This window comes from Salinicola sp. RZ23, from assembly GCF_003206675.1.
Classification (GTDB): Bacteria; Pseudomonadota; Gammaproteobacteria; order Pseudomonadales; family Halomonadaceae; genus Salinicola; species Salinicola endophyticus.
This window is the reverse complement of sequence record NZ_PZJK01000007.1, coordinates 385,010-404,670: the sequence shown is the minus strand read 5'-3', so window position 1 is coordinate 404,670 and position 19,661 is coordinate 385,010. Positions and strand designations below refer to the sequence as shown.

At 67.7% G+C, this 19,661-nt stretch carries 16 protein-coding genes and 3 tRNA genes; 10 read left to right on the top strand and 9 right to left on the bottom strand.

What is annotated here, in order from left to right; all coding sequences use genetic code 11:
- Nucleotides 1-49 precede the first annotated feature (49 nt).
- From DOM67_RS08020 to DOM67_RS08000, 5 genes are all read left to right on the top strand, one after another.
- Nucleotides 50-1,294 (top strand): aspartate kinase, encoded by a 1,245-nt coding sequence (locus tag DOM67_RS08020; RefSeq protein ID WP_110675099.1) that lies wholly within the window; start codon nucleotides 50-52, stop codon nucleotides 1,292-1,294.
- 229 nt (nucleotides 1,295-1,523) lie between these two features.
- Nucleotides 1,524-1,721, top strand: coding sequence for a carbon storage regulator CsrA (csrA, locus tag DOM67_RS08015; protein WP_035475538.1), 198 nt, complete (start codon nucleotides 1,524-1,526; stop codon nucleotides 1,719-1,721).
- 212 nt (nucleotides 1,722-1,933) lie between these two features.
- Nucleotides 1,934-2,026 (top strand) — tRNA-Ser (locus DOM67_RS08010).
- Nucleotides 2,027-2,123: 97 nt separating this feature from the next.
- A tRNA-Arg gene (locus DOM67_RS08005) sits at nucleotides 2,124-2,200 on the top strand.
- Between the two features lie 58 nt (nucleotides 2,201-2,258).
- A tRNA-Arg gene (locus DOM67_RS08000) sits at nucleotides 2,259-2,335 on the top strand.
- A 216-nt stretch (nucleotides 2,336-2,551) separates the two neighbouring features.
- Here the strand turns inward: DOM67_RS08000 and DOM67_RS07995 are convergent.
- The 7 genes from DOM67_RS07995 to DOM67_RS07965 form a co-directional block, all read right to left on the bottom strand.
- On the bottom strand, nucleotides 2,552-3,538 hold the full coding sequence (locus DOM67_RS07995; protein WP_110675315.1) for a tRNA-dihydrouridine synthase: 987 nt from the start codon (nucleotides 3,536-3,538) through the stop codon (nucleotides 2,552-2,554).
- A gap of 189 nt (nucleotides 3,539-3,727) precedes the next feature.
- Nucleotides 3,728-5,227, bottom strand: coding sequence for a tripartite tricarboxylate transporter permease (locus DOM67_RS07990; protein ID WP_232825180.1), 1,500 nt, complete (start codon nucleotides 5,225-5,227; stop codon nucleotides 3,728-3,730).
- A gap of 22 nt (nucleotides 5,228-5,249) precedes the next feature.
- On the bottom strand, nucleotides 5,250-5,780 hold the full coding sequence (locus DOM67_RS07985) for a tripartite tricarboxylate transporter TctB family protein (RefSeq protein ID WP_110675097.1): 531 nt from the start codon (nucleotides 5,778-5,780) through the stop codon (nucleotides 5,250-5,252).
- Nucleotides 5,777-6,799, bottom strand: a complete 1,023-nt coding sequence (locus DOM67_RS07980; protein WP_110675096.1) for a tripartite tricarboxylate transporter substrate binding protein — start codon at nucleotides 6,797-6,799, stop codon at nucleotides 5,777-5,779. Before DOM67_RS07980 ends, DOM67_RS07985 begins: the two co-directional genes overlap by 4 nt.
- A gap of 103 nt (nucleotides 6,800-6,902) precedes the next feature.
- Nucleotides 6,903-7,433, bottom strand: coding sequence for a chromate transporter (locus tag DOM67_RS07975; RefSeq protein ID WP_110675095.1), 531 nt, complete (start codon nucleotides 7,431-7,433; stop codon nucleotides 6,903-6,905).
- A complete protein-coding gene (locus DOM67_RS07970) occupies nucleotides 7,430-7,993 on the bottom strand; it encodes a chromate transporter (protein WP_232825179.1) in 564 nt (187 codons plus the stop codon). The genes DOM67_RS07975 and DOM67_RS07970 overlap by 4 nt, the downstream gene beginning before the upstream one ends.
- A 17-nt stretch (nucleotides 7,994-8,010) precedes the next feature.
- A complete protein-coding gene (locus DOM67_RS07965) occupies nucleotides 8,011-9,639 on the bottom strand; it encodes a gamma-glutamyltransferase family protein (protein ID WP_110675093.1) in 1,629 nt (542 codons plus the stop codon).
- 315 nt (nucleotides 9,640-9,954) lie between these two features.
- Between DOM67_RS07965 and DOM67_RS07960 the strand changes: the two genes are divergently transcribed.
- A complete protein-coding gene (locus tag DOM67_RS07960; RefSeq protein ID WP_110675092.1) occupies nucleotides 9,955-10,629 on the top strand; it encodes an FCD domain-containing protein in 675 nt (224 codons plus the stop codon).
- Nucleotides 10,630-10,661: 32 nt separating this feature from the next.
- Here the strand turns inward: DOM67_RS07960 and DOM67_RS07955 are convergent, their stop codons facing one another.
- Together DOM67_RS07955 and DOM67_RS07950 are read right to left on the bottom strand one after the other, a co-directional pair.
- Entirely contained in the window at nucleotides 10,662-11,279 is a 618-nt protein-coding gene (locus DOM67_RS07955; protein ID WP_110675091.1) for a YigZ family protein, read from the bottom strand.
- Nucleotides 11,279-11,752, bottom strand: coding sequence for a LexA family transcriptional regulator (locus DOM67_RS07950; RefSeq protein ID WP_035472589.1), 474 nt, complete (start codon nucleotides 11,750-11,752; stop codon nucleotides 11,279-11,281). Before DOM67_RS07950 ends, DOM67_RS07955 begins: the two co-directional genes overlap by 1 nt.
- Nucleotides 11,753-11,917: 165 nt before the next feature.
- Between DOM67_RS07950 and smc the strand changes: the two genes are divergently transcribed.
- The 4 genes from smc (at nucleotide 11,918) to DOM67_RS07930 (ending at nucleotide 19,459) form a co-directional block, all read left to right on the top strand.
- The gene (gene smc, locus DOM67_RS07945; protein ID WP_110675090.1) at nucleotides 11,918-15,424 is read left to right on the top strand and encodes a chromosome segregation protein SMC; all 3,507 of its coding nucleotides are present in this window, start codon (nucleotides 11,918-11,920) and stop codon (nucleotides 15,422-15,424) included.
- Nucleotides 15,425-15,634: 210 nt separating this feature from the next.
- Nucleotides 15,635-16,912, top strand: a complete 1,278-nt coding sequence (gene zipA / locus DOM67_RS07940) for a cell division protein ZipA (protein WP_110675089.1) — start codon at nucleotides 15,635-15,637, stop codon at nucleotides 16,910-16,912.
- A 239-nt stretch (nucleotides 16,913-17,151) separates the two neighbouring features.
- A complete protein-coding gene (ligA, locus tag DOM67_RS07935; protein ID WP_110675314.1) occupies nucleotides 17,152-19,185 on the top strand; it encodes an NAD-dependent DNA ligase LigA in 2,034 nt (677 codons plus the stop codon).
- A gap of 1 nt (nucleotide 19,186) precedes the next feature.
- Entirely contained in the window at nucleotides 19,187-19,459 is a 273-nt protein-coding gene (locus DOM67_RS07930; protein ID WP_110675088.1) for a YheU family protein, read from the top strand.
- The last annotated feature ends 202 nt before the right edge of the window (nucleotides 19,460-19,661 follow it).

Genomic DNA, 19,661 nt, shown 5'->3' with positions numbered 1-19,661 from the left:
GCCGCCACCCCAGGGCGGCCCACAACGCTAGGGAGTGACGAACAGACTCATGGCGCTATACGTACAAAAGTTTGGTGGGACCTCGGTGGGAACCGTCGAGCGGATCAAGGCGGTCGCGGAGAAGGTCAAGCGCTTCCGCGACAACGGTCACCAGATCGTGGTCGTGGTCTCCGCGATGAGCGGCGAGACCAATCGTCTAATCGACCTCGCCAGCCAGATCAACGAGGACCCCACCCCGCGCGAAATGGACATGCTGGTCTCCACCGGCGAGCAGGTCACCATCTCGCTGCTGGCCATGGCCCTGCATCAGCTGGGCGTACCGGCCACTTCCTACACCGGGGCGCAGGTGGGTATTCGTACCGATAGCGCGCACACCAAGGCGCGTATCCAGCGTATCGAGACCGATGACCTCAAGGACGATCTGGACGAGGGTCAGGTCGTGGTGGTCGCCGGTTTCCAGGGGGTGGACGAAGAGGGCAACATTACCACCCTCGGGCGTGGCGGCTCCGACACCACCGGCGTGGCGCTGGCCGCGGCCCTGGGCGCCGACGAGTGCCAGATCTACACCGACGTGGACGGGGTCTACACCACCGACCCACGGGTCTGCTCCAAGGCGCAGCGCCTGGAGCGCATCACCGTCGAGGAGATGATCGAGCTGGCCAGTCTCGGCTCCAAGGTGCTGCAGATCCGCTCGGTGGAGTTCGCCGGCAAATACAATGTACCGCTTCGCGTGCTGTCGAGCTTCGAGGAAGGGCCCGGCACGCTGATCGTGGCAGACGAGGAAATCGAATCGATGGAAGAACCGCTGATCTCCGGTATCGCCTTCACCGCCAACGAAGCCAAGCTGACGCTGCTCAACACCCCTGACGTTCCCGGGGTCGCGTCGCGCATTCTCGGCCCGATCGCCGACGCCAACATCGAAGTCGACATGATCGTGCAGAACGTGGCGCCGACCGGCGACTACACCGACTTCACCTTCACCGTGGGCAAGGGCGACTACAAGCAGACCATGCGCATCCTCCAGGATGACGTGATTCCGGCGCTCGGCGGCGGTGAGCTGCGCGGCGACGACAACATCGCCAAGGTCTCTCTGGTCGGCGTGGGCATGCGTTCGCACGCCGGTGTGGCGTCCAAGATGTTCCGCGTGCTGGCCGAAGAGAACATCAACATTCGCATGGTCTCGACCTCCGAAATCAAGATCTCCGTGGTCATCGACGAGAAGACGATGGAACTCGCCGTGCGCGCGCTCCACACCGCCTTCGGCCTCGACAAAGACAGCATCCAAAGCGAATAACCGAATAAACCTTCAAGAATGTCTCAGGCGTTCTACGCTTAGGGTGAGTTGGACGAAGTGAAAGGAAGAGAGCGCTTCTTCAACGTAGCCGAGGGTTGTCATGGAACGGCGTCATTGGCCTGGTTGGCCTTATGACGCATAATCGCTCCTCGGGCGGTGAGCGACCGCCGCAAGCGGCCCGAGAGCGTGACCCGAGAATGGAAGAAGGCCCTGAGAAGGAGATCAGACAATGCTCATCCTGACCCGTCGAGTGGGAGAGACTCTCATGATCGGCGACGACATCACCGTCACCGTCCTGGGAGTGAAAGGGAATCAGGTGCGCATCGGCGTCAATGCGCCTAAGGATGTGGCCGTTCATCGCGAAGAGATCTATCAGCGCATCCAGCGTGAGAAATCCGAAGACGAAGATGGCGGTCCCGGCGTATAGCGCAGCGCGCATACTGGAACCGTCTGGGCTGGTGAAGTCGTCCCCTTTATCGGCTCGGGCTCGTCTCGGAATCCTCCTCTTACGCTCTCTATCCCACGCCCTGCCTCGCCTCTCGCGGTAAACCATTCATCCTTTGAGGTTTTTTTGAAAAAATTTTGGGCTTCGACTGGACAAGCCCCGGCGAAATGGGTAATCTACGCGCCGTCGATCAGGGAGAGGTGGCCGAGTGGCTGAAGGCGCTCCCCTGCTAAGGGAGTATGGGGTTTATAGCCTCATCGAGGGTTCGAATCCCTCCCTCTCCGCCATTGATCGTGAGGTTTGACCTTCGAGTCGTGGCACAGATCGACAACCGCAGTGACAGCCAAGACGTCGACTGCGACTCGCGACAAGCATCAGTGACAAGCGCCCGTAGCTCAGCTGGATAGAGTACCTGACTACGAATCAGGTGGTCGGAGGTTCGAATCCTCCCGGGCGCGCCACTCACTGAAAGCAGCATCGCACAGCAGTACCAGGGACTTAGCGTCTCGACCGATTTTAGCGCCCGTAGCTCAGCTGGATAGAGTACCTGACTACGAATCAGGTGGTCGGAGGTTCGAATCCTCCCGGGCGCGCCATACAGATGACACCCGCATGCTTCGGCATGCGGGTGTTTTCGTTTGGGCGCAGGCGGTGTCGAGGCGCAGCGCCGGTATGGGCACTGCCGGACGCCGGACAGCGTCCGCTAGCGCGTCGCGACCGGATCAGGCAGGGCAGGGGCTCAGGAGAGCGTGGCGCCAGAGCGTGATGGCCATGGTGGCCGGCTGTCGCGCCCTGGCCGGCCCGCTGGCGCCTCAGGCCGGTGTCGGTGCCGGGGAGGTCGCGGGTTCCGTGGCCGGATGCGCCAGCCCCGCCAGCAGCGGCGCCAGCGCGGTCTCCCGGCGCAGCGCGGTGAAACGTGCGGCGGCCTCGGCATCGCGTCCGCGCATGATGTTGAGCCACTGCTTGAGCAGCGAGACGATGAACTTCTCCGCCATCCCTGCGGCCTGCTTGCGCGCGGCGTAGTGGCACAGCACCTCGGCGCGGGCAGACCACGGTGTCGCTGCCAGGCGCTCGCCGCCGCTCGCCTGCCAGTGGCGGATGCGGCGCGCCAGCCACGGGTCGGCGAGCATGCCGCGGCCGAGCATGACATCGTCGCAGCCGGAGAGCGTGCGCGCCTTCCAGTACGCTTCGAGCGTCCAGATATCACCGTTGACCACCACCGGCGCGCTGACAGCGGCGCGAATCTTGGCGACCCACTCCCAGTGCGCCGGCGGGCGGTAACCCTCGCGCCGGGTGCGCGCGTGCACCACCAGCTCGTGGGCACCGCCAGCCTCGGCGGCCAGCGCGCAGGCCAGCGCCACCCGGCGGTCGTCGAAGCCCAGGCGCAGCTTGGCGCTCACCGTGGCGCCGCGGGCGGCGGCCACCTCGGCGACCGCCGCCACTGCGCGCCCCACCCGCACCGGCGTGCGCAAAAGCGAGGCGCCGCCATCGTGGCGATTGACCATCTTGGCAGGGCAGCCGAAGTTGAGATCGAGCCGGGTGGCGCCCAGGGTGATCGCCTGCTCGGCATTGGCTGCCAGCGCCGCGGGGTCGGAGCCGAGCAGCTGCAGTGTCACCGGGGTCGCGGTCGGGGTCAGCGGCCCTGCCGTGCCGGCCTCGGCCAGTTCCGGGCAGTGGCGCAGGAAGACCCGCGGCGGCAGGCGCGCATCGACCACGCGCACGAACTCGGTGACGCACCAGTCCAGCGCGCCATCGGCGCTGAGCAGTGCCCGGGTGTCGGCGTCGATCACGCCCTCCATGGGTGCCAGGCCGAGACGGCCGACGGGGGAGGGCTCGAGGTGGAAGAGCGAAGAGGGCTGTGCCATCGCGATACGGATCATCCGGCCTGGAAAATTCGGTCGCTAAGCTAGCACAGCCGTCCCTGCGCGTAACGCTTGGCGTGCACTTTCGTCGGTCTCACCGGCGCGGGGCGCGCCGATGAGACCCGATCAGCCTGGCCTGCGCTGCTTGAGCAGGCGCCGAATGCTGAAGGCGACCGACAGCGCTGCCAGTACCAAGAGCGCCAGCGAGATCGGACGGGTGAAGAACAGCGTCCAGCTCTCGTCGGCCATCAGCGCGCGGCGCAGGTTGGTCTCGGCGATCGGCCCCAGGATCACCCCCAGCACCAGTGGCGCCAGCGGATAGTCGAGCTTGGCCAGCAGATAGCCGACCAGCCCCACCCCGATCAGCAGGTAGAGGTCGGTCACCCGGTTGTTGAGCGCCAGTGCACCCACCGCGCAGCACACCAGTACCACCGGCACGATGATCGACTTGGGAATCTCGGTGATGCGCAGGAACCAGCGCAGGCTGAGCAGGCAGAACACCAGCACCATGCCGGCGGCGAGGAACATCGCCAGGAACATGCCGTAGACCAGGTCGGGATTGTCCATGATCAGCCGCGGCCCGACGCTGATTCCCTGTACCATCAGTGCCGCCATCAGCACCGCGTCCACCGCGCTGCCGGGGATGCCCAGCGCGATCATCGGGATCAGCCCGCCGCCGGCGGTGGCGGAGTTGCCCGACTCGGAGGCGACCACGCCATCGGCGATCCCGGTGCCGAAGCGCTGCGGCGTCTTCGAGGCGCGCTTGGCCTGATCGTAGGCGATCAGATTGGCGATGCTGCCGCCGGCGCCGGGTACCGCGCCGATCACCACTCCCACCAGCGACGAACGTAGCAGGTTGAGCGGGCGCGAGAGCACCTCGCGCATCACCGCCAGCGGGCGGACGGCGATGCGGCCCTCGATCAGCGCCTGCCCCTGGCGCAGCTCGTCGGGGTTCTCCACCTCGCCGGCGAGCTGGCTGACCGCAAAGATCCCGATCAGCACCACCAGGAACGGCAGGCCCGCGGCGAGCAGGTCGAGATCGAAGGTGAAGCGTGCCACGCCCATCATCGGGTCGGGCCCCACGGTCGCCACGAACAGCCCCAGCAGGCTCATCATCAGCCCCTTGAGGATCGAGTGTCCGACCAGACTGGCGACCACGGTGATGGCGAACAGGATCAGCGAGAAGTACTCCCACGGCCCCAGCTTGACCGCGATCAGCGCCAGCGGTGGCGCCGCCACGATCAGCACCAGCGCGCTGATCAGGGCGCCGAAGAACGAAGCCCAGATGCCCAGGCCCAGGGCGCGCCCGGGCTCGCCGCCGCGTGCCATGGGGTAGGCGTCGAAGGTGGTCGCCACCGACGAGGGGGTGCCGGGGATACCCAGCAGGGCGGCGCTGATCAGCCCGCCGGAGCCGCCGCCGACATATACCGCCAGCATCGTCGCCACGCCCTGCAGCGGTGGCATGCTGAAGGTCACCGGCAGCGTCAGCACGATCGCCATGGTCACGGTGAAGCCGGGGATGGCGGCGGCGATCACCCCGGCGACGACGCCGATCAGCATGCTGATCAGGGTCGCCAGCGAAAATAGCTGTTCCACGCTCGACAGCAGAGCATCGGTCATTGGCATGCAGAGGTCCCTCGTCGTCGGGCTACCACAGCCGCCCTGTGGGCAGCGGGATCTGGAATACCTGGCCGAACAGCAGATAGAGGCCCAGGCCGAACGCCACGGCGACGATCGCCGCCACCAGCAGACGCCGCCCGCGGCGGGCGCCGAGCAGCCACTGCACCGTCAGCAGGAAGCTCAGCGAGGCGAGCGGGAAACCGAGCCACGGCATCGCCAGCGCATAGAGCGAGAATGCCGCCAGGGTGGCGAAGGCCAGCCGCCGCTGGTAGAGCCAGGCGAGGGTGCCTGCGCCGCGCCTGGCCTGGCCCAGCGACATGGCCGCCTGCAGCGCGAGTGCCAGGTTGAACAGGATCAGGGTGCCCAGGACCAGGCGTGGAAAGGCGCCCGCGCCCAGCGGCTCCCACATCGAGGAGGGCAGGTCGCCGGCGTCGACGAACAGCGCCGCGAACAGGGCGCCCAGGGCGAGATTGAACAGCAGGTTGGCCAGCACCGCACCACGGGTGCCGTCGGCCGCCGGCCCCGTGGGGGCGGCGGCCGGGACGCTGTCGGCGCTCATCGGGCCAGCTTGCCGGAGAGGCGCTGGACGGTGGCGTCGACCTCGGCCAGATAGTCGGCATAGGCCGTGGGGCCCATGAAGTCGACCTCGGCGCCGAGCGCGTGCATCTTGTCGACGAAGGCGGGGTCCTTGGACATCGCCTCGAAGTCCGCTGCCAGCGTCTGCACCTTGGCCGGGTCGATCCCCTTGGGCGCGACGATGCCGCGGTTGATGCTCAGCTTGAGGGTGTCGTAGCCGAGCTCCTTGAAGGTCGGCACGTCCGGGGTCTGCGCCGGCCGCTGCGGGGTGCCCACGGCGAGGAAGCGCAGATCGCCGTTGTCGACGAAGCCCAGCGAGGAGGAGATGTCACCGATCGCGGCGTCGATGTGCCCGCCCACCAGACCGCGAATGCGCGCGCCGGTCCCCTCGTAGCCGACGTAGCGGAAGGAGGCGCCGATGGCGTCCTCGATCATTGCCCCGTGGACATGCGGAATCCCGCCGAGGGTGGCACCGAAGCGCACCTTGCCGGGGTTCGCCTTGGCGTAGGCGGCGAAGTCGGCGAAGGTCTCCCAGCCGCTGTCGGCGTTGACCACCAGATACTGCGGCGACGAGGCCAGCGAGGCGATCGGCTGGAAATCATCCCAGTCGAGCGGGGTGAGACCGGTGGCGTGGGCCGCCATCAGCCCCTCGTGGACCTGGCCCAGGGTGTAGCCGTCGGGATCTTTCTGGGCGAGGGCCTTGAGGCCCAGGGTGCCGCTGACCCCGGGCATGTTGATCACCGGCAGTGGCTGGCCGAGGTACTGCTCGGCGGCGTTGGAGATCACTCGCATCAGGGAGTCGCTGCCGCCACCCGGCGACCAGGGCACGATGAACTCGATGGCGTGGTCGGGGTAGTCGTCGGCCTGGGCGGCGCTGCTCAGGCCGAGCACGCCCAGCCCCAGCGAGCCCAGACCCAGGCCGGTGGCGAGGGAGGCGATGGCGGCGCTGGCGCCGAGTCGGCGGCGCGCGCCACCGGTGGTCTTGATCAGTCGAGGAAACATCGAATCGTCCTTTATTGGCATTGGATATGGCGTCGGATGTCGTCTGTCGCAGATTGTCGTTATGGCCCGGGATGCTTGCCGCGATCACCGGGGATCGGCCAGCTCAGCCGAGCAGCAGCCCTCCATAGATGAGTCCGAGCAGGACTGCCCAGATCGGGTGGAGCTTGAAGCGCCACAGCAGCAGCGTGGCCGCGGCGCCGATGATCGCCACGTGTAGCCAGCCGGCGTTGTCCACGCCCTCGGCGGCGAACGACCAGGTCAGGTAGGCCATCAGCACCATGATCACCGGGCGCACCCACTGGCTCATCGACTTCACCTTGATCGAGTCGCGGTAGCGATAGAGGGTGCCCAGTGCCACCAGCATCAGCAGCAGCGACGGCGCCACGGTGGCGAAGGTGGCGACCGCACTGCCGCCGATGCCGGCCACGTCATAGCCGATGTAGCCGGCCATCTTGGTGGCGATCGGGCTGGGCAGGGTGTTGCCCAGCGCCAGGGTCTCGGCGAACTGCTGCGAGGTCATCCAGCCGTAGCGGCCGACCACCTCGTTCTCGATCAGCGGGATGATGGCCGGGCCGCCGCCATAGCCGACGATGTTGGGAATGAAGAACGCCAGGAACAGCTCCCAATAGATCATGAGCTGGCCTCCTTGCGCCGCCGGTTGCGCTCCGGCCGCAGCAGAGCCGCGACCAGGATGGCGCCGATCACCAGGCCCGGATGGATATCGAGTCCGTAGATCAGCCCGCCGGCCACGACACCCATGATCAGGCTGGCGATCCAGCCCAGCGCAGCCCGGGACTTCTGCCAGAAGTCCCAGGTCAGCTGCGCCATCATCACCATCACCACCGGCACCACACCCTGGCTCATGCCCTCGATCCAGCGCTGGTCGCGGTAGCGGGTGAACAGCCCCAGCAGTGCCACCATGGCCACGATGCAGGGCAGGATCTGGGCCAGTACGGCGATCAGGCAGCCGCCGAGGCCGCCGACCCGGTAGCCGATATAGCCGGCCATCTTGGTCGCGATCGGCCCCGGCAGGGTATTGCCGATGGCGAGCACATCGCCGAATTCGGTGTCATCCATCCACCCATGGCGCGTGACCACTTCGGCCCGCACCAGCGGAATCATCGAGGGGCCACCGCCGAAGCCGAGCAGGCCGACGCGCAGGAAGGCGAGAAACAGTTGCCACTGGGTTCGCATACCCTGGGTCCGCATGGTCAGAGCACCGCGATGCTGGAGTCGGTGCGCGGCTCGGTGCCGCCGCAGTAGACCCCGGTGTCAGGGTGACGCAGGATGATCTGGCCGCGGCCGTAGCTGGTGCTGTCGATCGCCAGCGAGACCTGATGGCCGCGCGCGGCCATGTCGCGTACCAGATGCAGCGGATAGCCGGGCTCGATGCCGATCTGGCGCCCGCCCATCCACTGCCAGCGCGGGGCGTCCAGCGCTGCCTGCGGGTTGAGCCCGTAATCGATCAGATTCATCACCACCTGCATATGTCCCTGTGGCTGCATGAAGCCGCCCATCACCCCGAACGGCCCCAGGCCGATACCGTCACGGCTGAGAAAGCCCGGGATGATGGTGTGGAAGGTGCGCTTGCCGGGGGCGAGCACGTTGACGTGGTCGGCATCGAGGCTGAAGCCGTGGCCGCGGTTCTGCAGCGAGATACCGGTGTCGGGGACCACCACACCGGAGCCGAAGCCGTGATAGTTGCTCTGGATATACGAGACCATGTTGCCGTCGGCGTCCGCGGTGGCCAGGTAGACCGTGCCGCCGGCCTGGGGCTTGCCCGGCTCGGGGTCGATGGCAGTGGCGCCGATCAGCCGCCGGCGGGTGTCGGCGTAGGCGTCGCTGAGCAGCGCCGCCACGCTGGTGCGCATATGGCCGCTGTCGGTGATGTGGTGGTGGCCATCGGTATAGGCGAGTTTCATCGCCTCGAGCTGGCGATGCAGCAGCTCGGGGTCGTCGCGCACGCTGGGGTCGAAGCCCTCCATCAGCCGCAGCGCCATCAGCGCCACCATGCCCTGGCCGTTGGGCGGAATTTCCCAGACCTGATAACCGCGGTAGTCGGCGGCGATCGGCTCGACCCACTCCGGGGTATAGCCGGCCAGATCCTCGGCGCGCAGATAGCCGCCGGTCTGGCGCGAGAAGGCGTCGATGGTCTGCGCCAGCGCGCCGCGATAGAAGCTCTCGCAGCGGCTCTCGGCCAGCGCCTCCAGGGTACGTGCCTGGGCCTCGTTGCGGTGCAGCTCACCGGGCCTGGGCGCACGGCCGAGGGGGGCGAAGGCGTCGAGCCACGGGGCCACCGCGGGGTCGTCGGCGCGGGCACGGAACTCACCCTCGGCGCGCTGCCACAGTGCGCTGATCACCGGCGACACCGGAAAGCCCTCCCGCGCGATACGGATCGCCGGTGCCAGCAGGGTGGCGAAGTCGAGCTTGCCGAAGCGCTGCGACAGGGTGGCCCAGGCCGCCGGCGTGCCCGGCACCGTCACCGGCGTCCAGCCGTGCAGCGGCATCTCGCTGTGGCCGGCCGCGCGTACCGCCTCCGGGGTCAGCGCGGCCGGCGCATGGCCGCTGGCGTTGAGGCCGTGGAGCTGGCCGCGGCCATCCGCCTCGGCCATCCACACCAGGGCGAAGGCGTCGCCGCCGATGCCGTTGCCGCTGGGCTCGACCACGCTCAGCACCGCGGCGGTGGCGATCGCGGCGTCGACCGCGTTGCCGCCCTGGGCCAGCATGTCGCGCCCCGCCTGGCTGGCCTGGGGCTGAGAGGCGGCAACCATGCCACGCTGCGAATAGGTCGCGCTGCGACGCGAGGGGTAGGGGTTGTTGTGGTCGAAGGCGAGGCTCATGGCGGCGATCCCGAGTGCGCTTGTTGTTGAAATTCGTACTCCGGGCCGCGGCACCGTGCGGTGTCCTGGGGCCGGGCGAAGACGTGGTCGCCCTAGGGTACGATCGGTTATGCTAGAAAAATCGATTTTTTACTATGACGTCGATTTTACACGAGGGTCAAGCGCTACCCGGCCGAGAGGGGGGATGTTGCCTGCGGGCAGCGGGAAATCGGGGCGCGGACGGCGGCGGATACGTAAGCGGATGGCGCTGGGTCTGCCTATCACACAGACAGCCAGATCGAGGCGCACGCCATGGAACAGAGGGCGAGGTAACGCATGAGTGTGAGACAGGCGCCGGCGACGGCGCTGGATGCCACCACGGCGGCGAGTCAGGTCTACGCCGCGCTCAAGCGCGATCTGATTCGCGGGCGCTTCGTCGCCGGCGAGAAGCTCGCGATCAACCATCTCAAGGAGACCTACGCGGTGGGCCTGAGTCCGCTGCGCGAGGCGCTCAACCGCCTCGCCGCCTACGGGCTGCTGGCGCAGGAGAACCAGCGCGGCTTTCGCGTGCCGGCGCTGAAGCGGCGCGAGCTCGACGATATCGCCGGGCTACGCCAGCAGTTCGAGGTCCAGGCACTGGAGGCGGCGCTGCGCCAGGGTGACGCGCAATGGGAGGCGGAGCTACTGGCGGCCTTTCATCGGCTCAAGCGCGCCGACGAGCAGCCCGATGCGCTCGAACACTGGGAGCAGATGCATCTGCAGTTCCACCGCCGCCTGCTCGAACCCTGCGGCTCAGCGTGGCTTTTGCGCTTCATCGAGCAGCTACACGACCAGTTCGATCGCTACCGGCGCATGGCGCCGGCGCATCAGGATATTCGCGCCCAGCTCGACGTGCAGCACGCCGAGCTGGTGGAGCTGGCGCTGGCGCGGGGGATCGCTGCGGCGAGGGAGCTGATCCACGCCCATATCCAGCTCTCCTACGATGTGGCCAAAAGCGCCTGCAGCGAGTGAGGGGGCGCCTGCAGTGAGCCGGTGCGCGTTGCCTACTCGTCGAGGCGTTCCAGCTCGCCACGCAGACGCTGCTCCAGCAGCGCCAGATCGAGACTGTCATCCGCGGGCCAGGCCAGCGTCAGGGCGACGCCCTGGCCGTCGTAGTCGGCGGCTTCCACCGGCACGTCGTTGGCCTGCAGCCAGTGGCGCGCCTGGGCCTCGAGGGCGAAGCCGACGCGTACCCGCCGCGCGCGGCGCTCGGTGAATTCGCGCCGTGGCAGGCTCTCCAGCGCCTGGGTCACCGCCTGGGTATAGGCGCGTACCAGGCCGCCGGTACCCAGCTTGATGCCACCGAAGTAGCGTGTGACGACCACCGCGATCTGGCCCAGGCCGCTGCCCTCCAGCGCCTGGAACATCGGCCGGCCGGCGGTTCCGCCGGGCTCGCCGTCATCGGAGAAACCGATCGCCACTTGCTCGCCGGGGGCGCCGGCGATGAAGGCGGAGCAGTGGTGGCTGGCATCGGGGTAGGTGGCGCGTGCCTCGCTCAGCAGGCGGTCGAAGGCGGCGGCGTCCGGGGCGTGGGCGACCCAGGTGACGAAGCGACTCTTGTCGATCTCGAGACTGTGGGTGTGGATCGCCCCCGGCGCCAGTGCGGGAATCGCATAGCGCATCAGGCCGCCTGGGGCGGATTGCGCATGACGCCCATCACCAGTCCGAGCACCTGCACGTCCTCGTTCTTGAGAAAGATCGGGGCCATGGTGTCGTTGGCCGGCTGCAGGCGCACGCCGGATTTCTCGATGAACAGCTTCTTCAAGGTCACTTCCTGGTTGTTGATCAGTACCACTGCGGTCTCGCCGTTCTCGGCGGATTCGTAGCGCTCGATGATGATGATGTCGCCATCGAAGATATTGCAGTCGATCATCGAGTCGCCGCGCACGCGCAGGGCATAGGTGTTGCGTCGCACCAGCTGGGCGGGCACGTGGACGGTGGCATCGTCCAGGCACGCCTCCATCGGCAGGCCGGCGGCGACCTGGCCCAGCAGTGGGATCTCGACCAGATCGGTGGCGTCCACCGACTCCCAGTGGCCGTCGATCAGGGGCAGGTGGGGCTGGCGCTGCAGAAAGCTCGGTGCGGAATTTGTCATCGTCTTCTCCCGAGGAAACGGCTTCATCATAGCAAGCCGGCGGTGGGCGGCAAGGCGCGCCGACGACGACGGCCGGCGCGCGCGGGCTGGATATCGCCCCCGCGGTGCCTTAGGCTCTGCCGATTCGTTTCGCGGTGCGCTTATTCAAGGAGTCGTGCAGTCGGCATGCGCCTCAAGTCGATCAAACTGGCGGGTTTCAAATCGTTCGTCGATCCGGTCACGGTACCGTTCGACGGCAACATGACCGCGATCGTCGGCCCCAACGGCTGCGGCAAGTCCAATGTCATCGATGCGGTGCGCTGGGTCATGGGGGAGTCCTCGGCCAAGACCCTGCGCGGCGAGTCGATGACCGACGTCATCTTCAACGGCTCCAGCGGCCGCGCACCGGTGGGCCAGGCCTCCATCGAGCTGCTTTTCGACAATCGCGACGGCAGCCTCGGTGGCGCCTACGCCGGCTACGCCGAGATCGCGGTCAAGCGCCAGGTCACCCGCGACGCCCAGTCCAGCTACTTCCTCAACGGCCAGAAGTGCCGCCGCCGCGATATCGCCGACATCTTCCTGGGCACCGGTCTAGGGCCGCGCTCTTACGCCATCATCGGCCAGGGCATGATCTCGCGCCTGGTCGAGGCGCGTCCGGAAGAGTTGCGCACCACCCTCGAAGAGGCGGCCGGCATCTCCAAGTACAAGGAGCGCCGGCGCGAGACCGAGAACCGGCTGCGGCGTACCCAGGAGAACATCGAACGACTCGACGATATCCGCGAGGAGCTCGACAAGCAGCTCGAACGGCTCAAGCGCCAGGCCGACGCCGCACGCCGCTACCGCACCCTGAAAGAAGAAGAGCATCGCCTGCGCGGCGAGCTGGCGCTGCTGCGCGAGCGCGCGCTGCGTAGCCAGCAGCGTGAAGAGGCGGCGCGGGTCGGTGAGTACGAGAATCAGGTCGAGCGCGAGGTGCTCGGTCTGCGTCAGTGCGAGAACCGCCTGGCCGAGGGGCGCGAGCGGCATGACGAGATCGCCGCCGAGCTGGAGCAGCACCAGGCGGCTTTCTACCAGACCGGAGCCGATATCGCGCGGCTGGAACAGTCGCTCGAGCATGTGCGTCAGCGCGACCAGCAGCTCGCCGCCGATCTCGACGCCGCCCGCCGCGAGCGCGACGCGCTCTCGGCGCTGGCCGGCGAGGACGACGCCCGCGGCGAAGCCCTGGCCGAACGCCTCGAAGCGCTGGCGCCCGAGGCCGAGCTGGCCGACGAGACGCTGCTGACGCTGGCGCAGAGCCTGGAGGAGGCCGAAGCCGAAGCCGATGCCCACCAGGCGGAGTGGGAGCGCATCGATCAGCAGACGCGGGACAGCCGCCACCGGGCCGAGCGTGAGCAGGAGGCGATCCAGCGTCTGGAGCGCCAGAGCGAGGAGCTGGCGGCAGAGATCGAACGCCGCCAGCAGCAGCGCGCGGCACTTCCCGACGTCAGCGAACTCGAGGCCGAGCGGAGCGAACTGCAGGCGGCGCTGGCGATTCTCGACGAGCGCCAGGAGACCCTGACGATCCGCCGCGAGGCGCGTCAGGAGGAGCGCGAACAGGCCCGCGAAGGGCTCGCTGCGGCCCAGCGCGAGCGCGATGCCCTGCGCGAGACGCACCACCGCGCCCAGGGCGAGATCGCCTCGCTGGAGGCGCTGATCGAGGCCGCGCTGGCGGATGACGACAGCGCCCTGACCGAGCAGCTGGCCGCGCACTCACTGGACACCGCCCCCCGGCTGGCCGAGTGCCTCGAGGTCGAGCCGGGCTGGGAGCGCTGCGTGAGCTGGGTGCTGGCGCCCTGGCTCAAGGCGCGGGTCGCCGACCTGGCCCCGGCACGGGAGGCGTTGGAGCAGTTGGCGAGTGGCGAACTGCCGCTGGTCGCCCCGGGGGCGTCGACAGCGCCGGTGCCTGCCGACTCGCTCGCCGCCAAGGCCCGCGGCAGCGCGGCGTTGGGTGCGCTGCTCGGGGCCGTGCGCTGTGTCGACGATCGCGCCAGCGCCTGGGCCGCACACCCCGAACTCGCCCCCGGTGACAGCGTGATCACCGCCGACGGGCTGTGGCTCGGCCACGGCTGGGTGCGCCGGCTGGGCGAGCAGGATGCCCAGGGCGACAGCGTGCTGCTGCAGCGTCAGCGGCGGGAGTCACTGGTGCTGCAGGTGGCGGAGATCGACCAGCGCCTGGCAGCGCTGGTGCAGACCCTAGACGCGGGCGAGGCGGCGATCGAAGAGAGTGAGCGCGGACTCGAAGCGCTGCGCCAGGCGGAGATCGACCTCTCCCGCGAGCGCCAGCAGCAGGCCACGCGGCTGGCCACCCTGGAGAGCCGGCTCGAGCACAGCAGCGCGCGCGCCGACGAACTCGCCGCCGAGTGTGAAGCGCGCCAGGGGCGCCTGGAAGAGACCCGCGAGACGCTGGAAGAGACCCGCGAACGCTGGCAGCAGGCGCTGGCCGAGGTCGAGACGGGGGCCAGCCAGCGCGCCGGCATGGACGCCACCCGCCAGCAGGCGCGTGAGCGCCTGGCCGAGCTGCGTCGCCAGCAGCAGCAGGCAGGGCAGCGCCAGCAGCAGCTGGCGCTGGAGCGCCAGCGTCTCGAGACCCAGCGCGGCGAGCTGGCGCAGCAGGCGCAGCGCAGCCGCAGCCAACTGGCCGCGCTGGAAGAGCGCTGCGCCGGGCTGGCGGCCGAGCGCGAGCGCCTCAACCAGCCCGATGACGACCAGCAGGCGCGTCTGGCCGAGCTGCTCGAACAGCGCAGCCAGCAGGAGACCGCCCTCAACCAATGTCGCGACCGCGCCAACCAGCTCGGCGAGATGCTGCGCCAGAGCGAGCTCGAGCGCCAGCAGCACGAGCGCGATCTGGAAGGGCTGCGCACCCGTCTGCAGGAGGGGCGCATGCAGCTCCAGGCGCTCGCGCTCAAGGCCGATGCCCAGGCCGAACAGCTCGCCGAGCAGCAGCATGACGCCGAGGCCCTGGGCGCCGCGCTCGATCCCAACGCCACCGAGTCGGCTTGGCAGACCCGGCTCGAGGAGACCGGTGAGCGCATCCGTCGCCTGGGCGCGATCAACCTGGCGGCGATCGAGGAGTACGACCAGCAGGCCGAGCGCCGCGACTACCTCGAGGCCCAGCACGCCGAGCTCAGCGAGGCGATCGAGACCCTGGAGCGTGCGATCCGCCGCATCGATCAAGAGACCCGGACCCGTTTCAAGCAGACTTTCGAGCAAGTCAATCAGGGCCTGATGACGCTTTTCCCCCGAGTCTTCGGCGGCGGGGCCGCGTGGTTGACCCTGACCGGGGAGGATTTGCTGGAGACCGGGGTGGCCATCATGGCGCGCCCCCCGGGCAAGAAAAACAGCACCATTCATCTGCTCTCCGGGGGGGAAAAGGCACTCACCGCACTGTCGCTGGTGTTTGCCATCTTCCAGCTCAATCCGGCGCCTTTTTGCATGCTCGACGAGGTCGACGCGCCGCTGGACGATGCCAATGTGGGGCGCTATGCGAAACTGGTGAAGGAGATGTCCGAGAGCGTGCAGTTCATCTTCATCACCCACAACAAGATTGCCATGGAAGCCGCCGAACGATTGATGGGAGTGACCATGCAGGAGCCGGGCGTCTCACGCCTGGTCGCGGTCGGGGTCGACGAGGCGGCATCGATGGCGGAGGCGTCCTGAGCTTGCCCGAAATAGCCAAAGCGGCTATCGGCGTAATAGGATGTCGAGCATTAGGGAAAATTGAAGGGCGGTTGCTGGCGGGCAAAAACTTTACTTGACAACGAAAAAAAGTCGCCCATTTTAGGAAAATCACGCTATGCTAGAGCCCACATGCCGCAAGCATGTTGTCCTCTACCCGCATAGTGGCACCGCGAACAGGCAAGACGACCCATGGAACTAAGAGAGTGGCTGATCATCCTGGGGCTGGTTTTGGTGGCGACCATCGTGATCGATGGCTTTCGTCGTCTACAGCGCCAACGTCGTGTTCCGCGCCTTGACCAGGCGATGGAATCCAGCGGAAGCGACGCCGAATCCCACGTGGATCCGGAAGAGGAGGCCCGTGCGGCCGAGATCAACTGGGAATTGCCCAATGGAGGGGCACGTGTCGTCCGGCCGGCGACGTTCGAGCGCAGCAGTGATGGCGCCGAACCCATCCGCCCGGCCGAACCCAAGCGTCAGGAGCGGATTCCCGACGATCAGATCAAGGGCGGTGTGTTCGGCCGCTACAAGTCGCGCACCTCGTTCGCCGACATGCAGGAGAATGTCAGGAGCGCGATGAAGGCCGGGGCCAAGCGGGTCAGCGACTCCGCCCATCGCCTGGGTCAGAAACGCGACGAGGCCGCGGCCGCGCGCGACGAGGCTGCCCACGCCCGCGCGCAGGAACGGCTGCATGAAGAGCCGCGTCTGTCCACCGCCGAACCCGCCGAGGCGAGTGATGGCCGGCAAGCGCGCGCTGACACACCGCACCTGGATGCCTCGCGTCTGCAGATCACCGCGCTGACACCGGCCGGCGAGATGCCGGCTGCGAGTGAAACGCCCGCGGCCGCCGCGGAGGCAGTCGAGGTACGCGAAACTGCCGATGCGACGACTTTCGATCAGGCAGCTTTCGATCGGGCGACCCAGGACGAGGAAGCGCCGCGGCGCGACGTGGTCACCACGCATCCGGCGGTGGAGCGCGCCAAGCGCCATCACGTCAGTGCGGCGCGGGCCCGCGAAACCCTGTCGAATGCCGAGGAAGTCATCGTCATCAGCGTGCTGGCGCGGACGGAAGAGGGCTTCGACGGCACTACGCTGCTCAACCTGATGCTGGCCTGCGGCCTGCGCTTCAGTGAAATGGGTATCTTCCATCGCTACGAGACCGAGGCGAGCGACAGCGAGCTGCAGTTCTCGATGGTCAACGTGCTCAAGCCGGGCGTGTTCGATCTGGACAAGATGGATGAGATCGTCACCCCTGGGGTCACCTTCCTGATGCCGCTGCCCGGCGCCAATGACACCGCCGCGGCGTTCGAAGCCATGCTCGAGACTGCGATGGTGCTGGTGCGCCATCTGGGTGGCGAGCTCAAGGACGAGAACCACAGCGTGATGACCGCACAGACGATCGAGTTCGCGCGCCAGCGGGTGCAGGAGTTCGAGCGTCGCCACCGGCTGCATCGCTATCAGGCCAACTGACACAGCCCGATACGACACGCGGTAGCGGTATTGATGACGGGGCCTTCGGGCCCCGTCGTCGTTGATGGGCCCAGCCTGCGCGATGGCTCCCGCCTGCGCGATGGCTCCCGCCTGCGCGATGGCTCCCGCCTGCGTGATGGCCCCTGCCTGTACCGGCAGTGGTGTCATCGATGGCGTTCGGCCTGCCTGCCGCCTTCCGCTACAATGCCCCCACCCTGTCAGCGATCGAACCGGACGCCATGAGCCAGACCCCACAAGCGGCGCAGGAACGCGCCGCGACCCTGCGTCAGCAGCTCGAAAACGCCAACTACCACTACTACGTCGAGGATGAGCCGCAGCTCACCGATGCCGAGTACGATCAGCGCCTGCGCGAGCTGCAGGCGCTGGAAGCCGAGTACCCTGAGCTGGCGACGCCGGACTCGCCGACCATGCGCGTCGGTGCCAAGCCCGATAGCGGCTTCCCCGAGATCGAGCACGTGGTGCCGATGCTGTCGCTCGACAACGCCCTCGACGAAGAGGAGCTGCTGGCGTTCGGCAAGCGGGTGGCCAAGGGGCTGGAGCGCGACGCCTCGGCGCTGGTGTTCTGCTGCGAGCCCAAGCTCGATGGCCTGGCGGTATCGCTGGTCTACGAAAATGGCTATCTACGCTATGGCGCGACCCGCGGCGATGGTCGCACCGGCGAGGAGATCACCAACAACCTGCGCACCCTGCGCTCCATCCCGCTCAAGCTGCGTGGCGATCAGTGGCCGGCGCTGCTCGAGGTGCGCGGCGAGGTCTACATGCGTCACTCCGGGTTCGAGGCGCTCAATGCCCGCGCCCTGGAGAACGGCGACAAGGTTTTCGCCAACCCGCGCAACGCCGCGGCCGGCAGCCTGCGCCAGCTCGACCCCGCGATCACCAACCAGCGCCCGCTGGAGTTCTGCGCCTATCAAGTGGCGCGCATCGAGAGCGATGCCGAGCTGGCCGCCACCCACTCCGGGCGCATGGCCCTGCTGCGCGACTGGGGCCTGCCGACCAATCCCGAACTGGCGGTGGTGGAGGGGATCGACGGTGTGGTCGACTTCTGCCGCCGCCTGGGGGAGAAACGTGAGTCGCTCGACTACGACATCGATGGTGCGGTGATCAAGCTCGATGCGCTGAGCGATCACAACGTGCTGGGCTTCGTCTCACGCGCGCCGCGCTGGGCGATCGCCTTCAAGTATCCCGCCCAGGAGCAGGTGACGCAGCTGCTCGACGTCGAGTTTCAGGTCGGACGGACCGGCAAGCTGACCCCTGTGGCCAAGCTCGAACCGGTGCAGGTGGCCGGGGTCACTGTCTCCAACGCCACCCTGCACAACATGGATCAGATCGCGCGGCTGGATCTGCGCATCGGCGACAGCGTGAGAATCTACCGTGCCGGCGACGTGATCCCCAAGGTGGTCGAGGTGGTGCGCGAGCAGCGCCCGACGGATGGCCGCGAGATCGTGCTGCCGGAGAGCTGCCCGGTATGCGGCTCGCGGGTCGAGAAGCTCGACGGCGAGGTCGATGCGCGCTGCTCCGGCGGACTCTACTGCCCGGCGCAGCGCAAGGAGGCGCTCAAGCACTTCGCCAGCCGCCGCGCGCTGGATATCGATGGCCTGGGCGAGAAGCTGATCGATCTGCTGGTCGAGCGCGAGTGGGTCGAGACCCCCGCCGACCTGTTCCGACTCGAGGCTGCGCGCCTCGCCGAGCTGCCGCGGCTGGCGGAGAAGTCCGCCAACAACCTGGTCAACGCCCTGGAGACGGCCAAGCACACCACGCTTGCGCGCTTCATTTATGCCATCGGCATCCGCGAGGTGGGGGAGACCACCGCGGCCAATCTGGCGCGCCATTTCGGCACCCTCGAGGCGCTGCGCCACGCCGAGCTGGAGGCGCTGGAAGCGGTCGCCGACGTCGGCCCGGTGGTCGCCCACCACGTTCACACCTTCTTCCGCCAGAGCCATAACCAGCAGACGCTGGACGACCTAATCGCCGTCGGCGTTACCTGGAAGGAGGAGGAGGCCGGCGAGCGTCCGCAACCGCTGTCGGGCCAGACCTGGGTGCTCACCGGCAGCCTGGAGAGCATGACCCGCGATGACGGCAAGGCGCGGCTGCAGGCGCTGGGGGCCAAGGTTGCAGGCTCCGTCTCCAAGAAGACCTCCGCGGTGGTCGCCGGCGAAGCGGCGGGGAGCAAGCTGGAGAAGGCCATGCAGCTCGGGGTCGAAGTGATCGACGAGGCCACCTTCATCCAGCGTCTGGCCGAGTGGGAGGGTTGAGATGAGCCGTTTCGTCGAAGTCCCCCACCGCATGCTGCCGGCACAGACGCTGGATGCGCTGCTCGAGACCTTCGTTACCCGTCAGGGATACGACACCACCGACGTCGCCAGCGACATGCACGACTGGGTGCGCGAGCTTCGGCGCCAGCTCGAACGCGGCGAGCTGCTGATCGTCCACGATCTGCAGACCGAGTCGACCGAAGTGATGACGCTGGCCCAGTGGCAAAGCTTCGGTCGCGCCGTGGCCGACGACGAGGAGGAGGGCGACTGTTAGGTCGTCTGGCGCGTGAATGAACGCCACAAATGACAACGGCGCCCGCAGGCGCCGTTTTTCACTGCATTCACCCGAAGTCTAGGGCTCGTACGAAAAGTCGGCGAGCGAAGGCAAGACAAGGCAGAAATCGGCGAAAACGCGGAGTTTACGGGGTGTAAATGAGCATTTTGAGCCGATTTTTAACGCCGTATTGCCGAGCGCA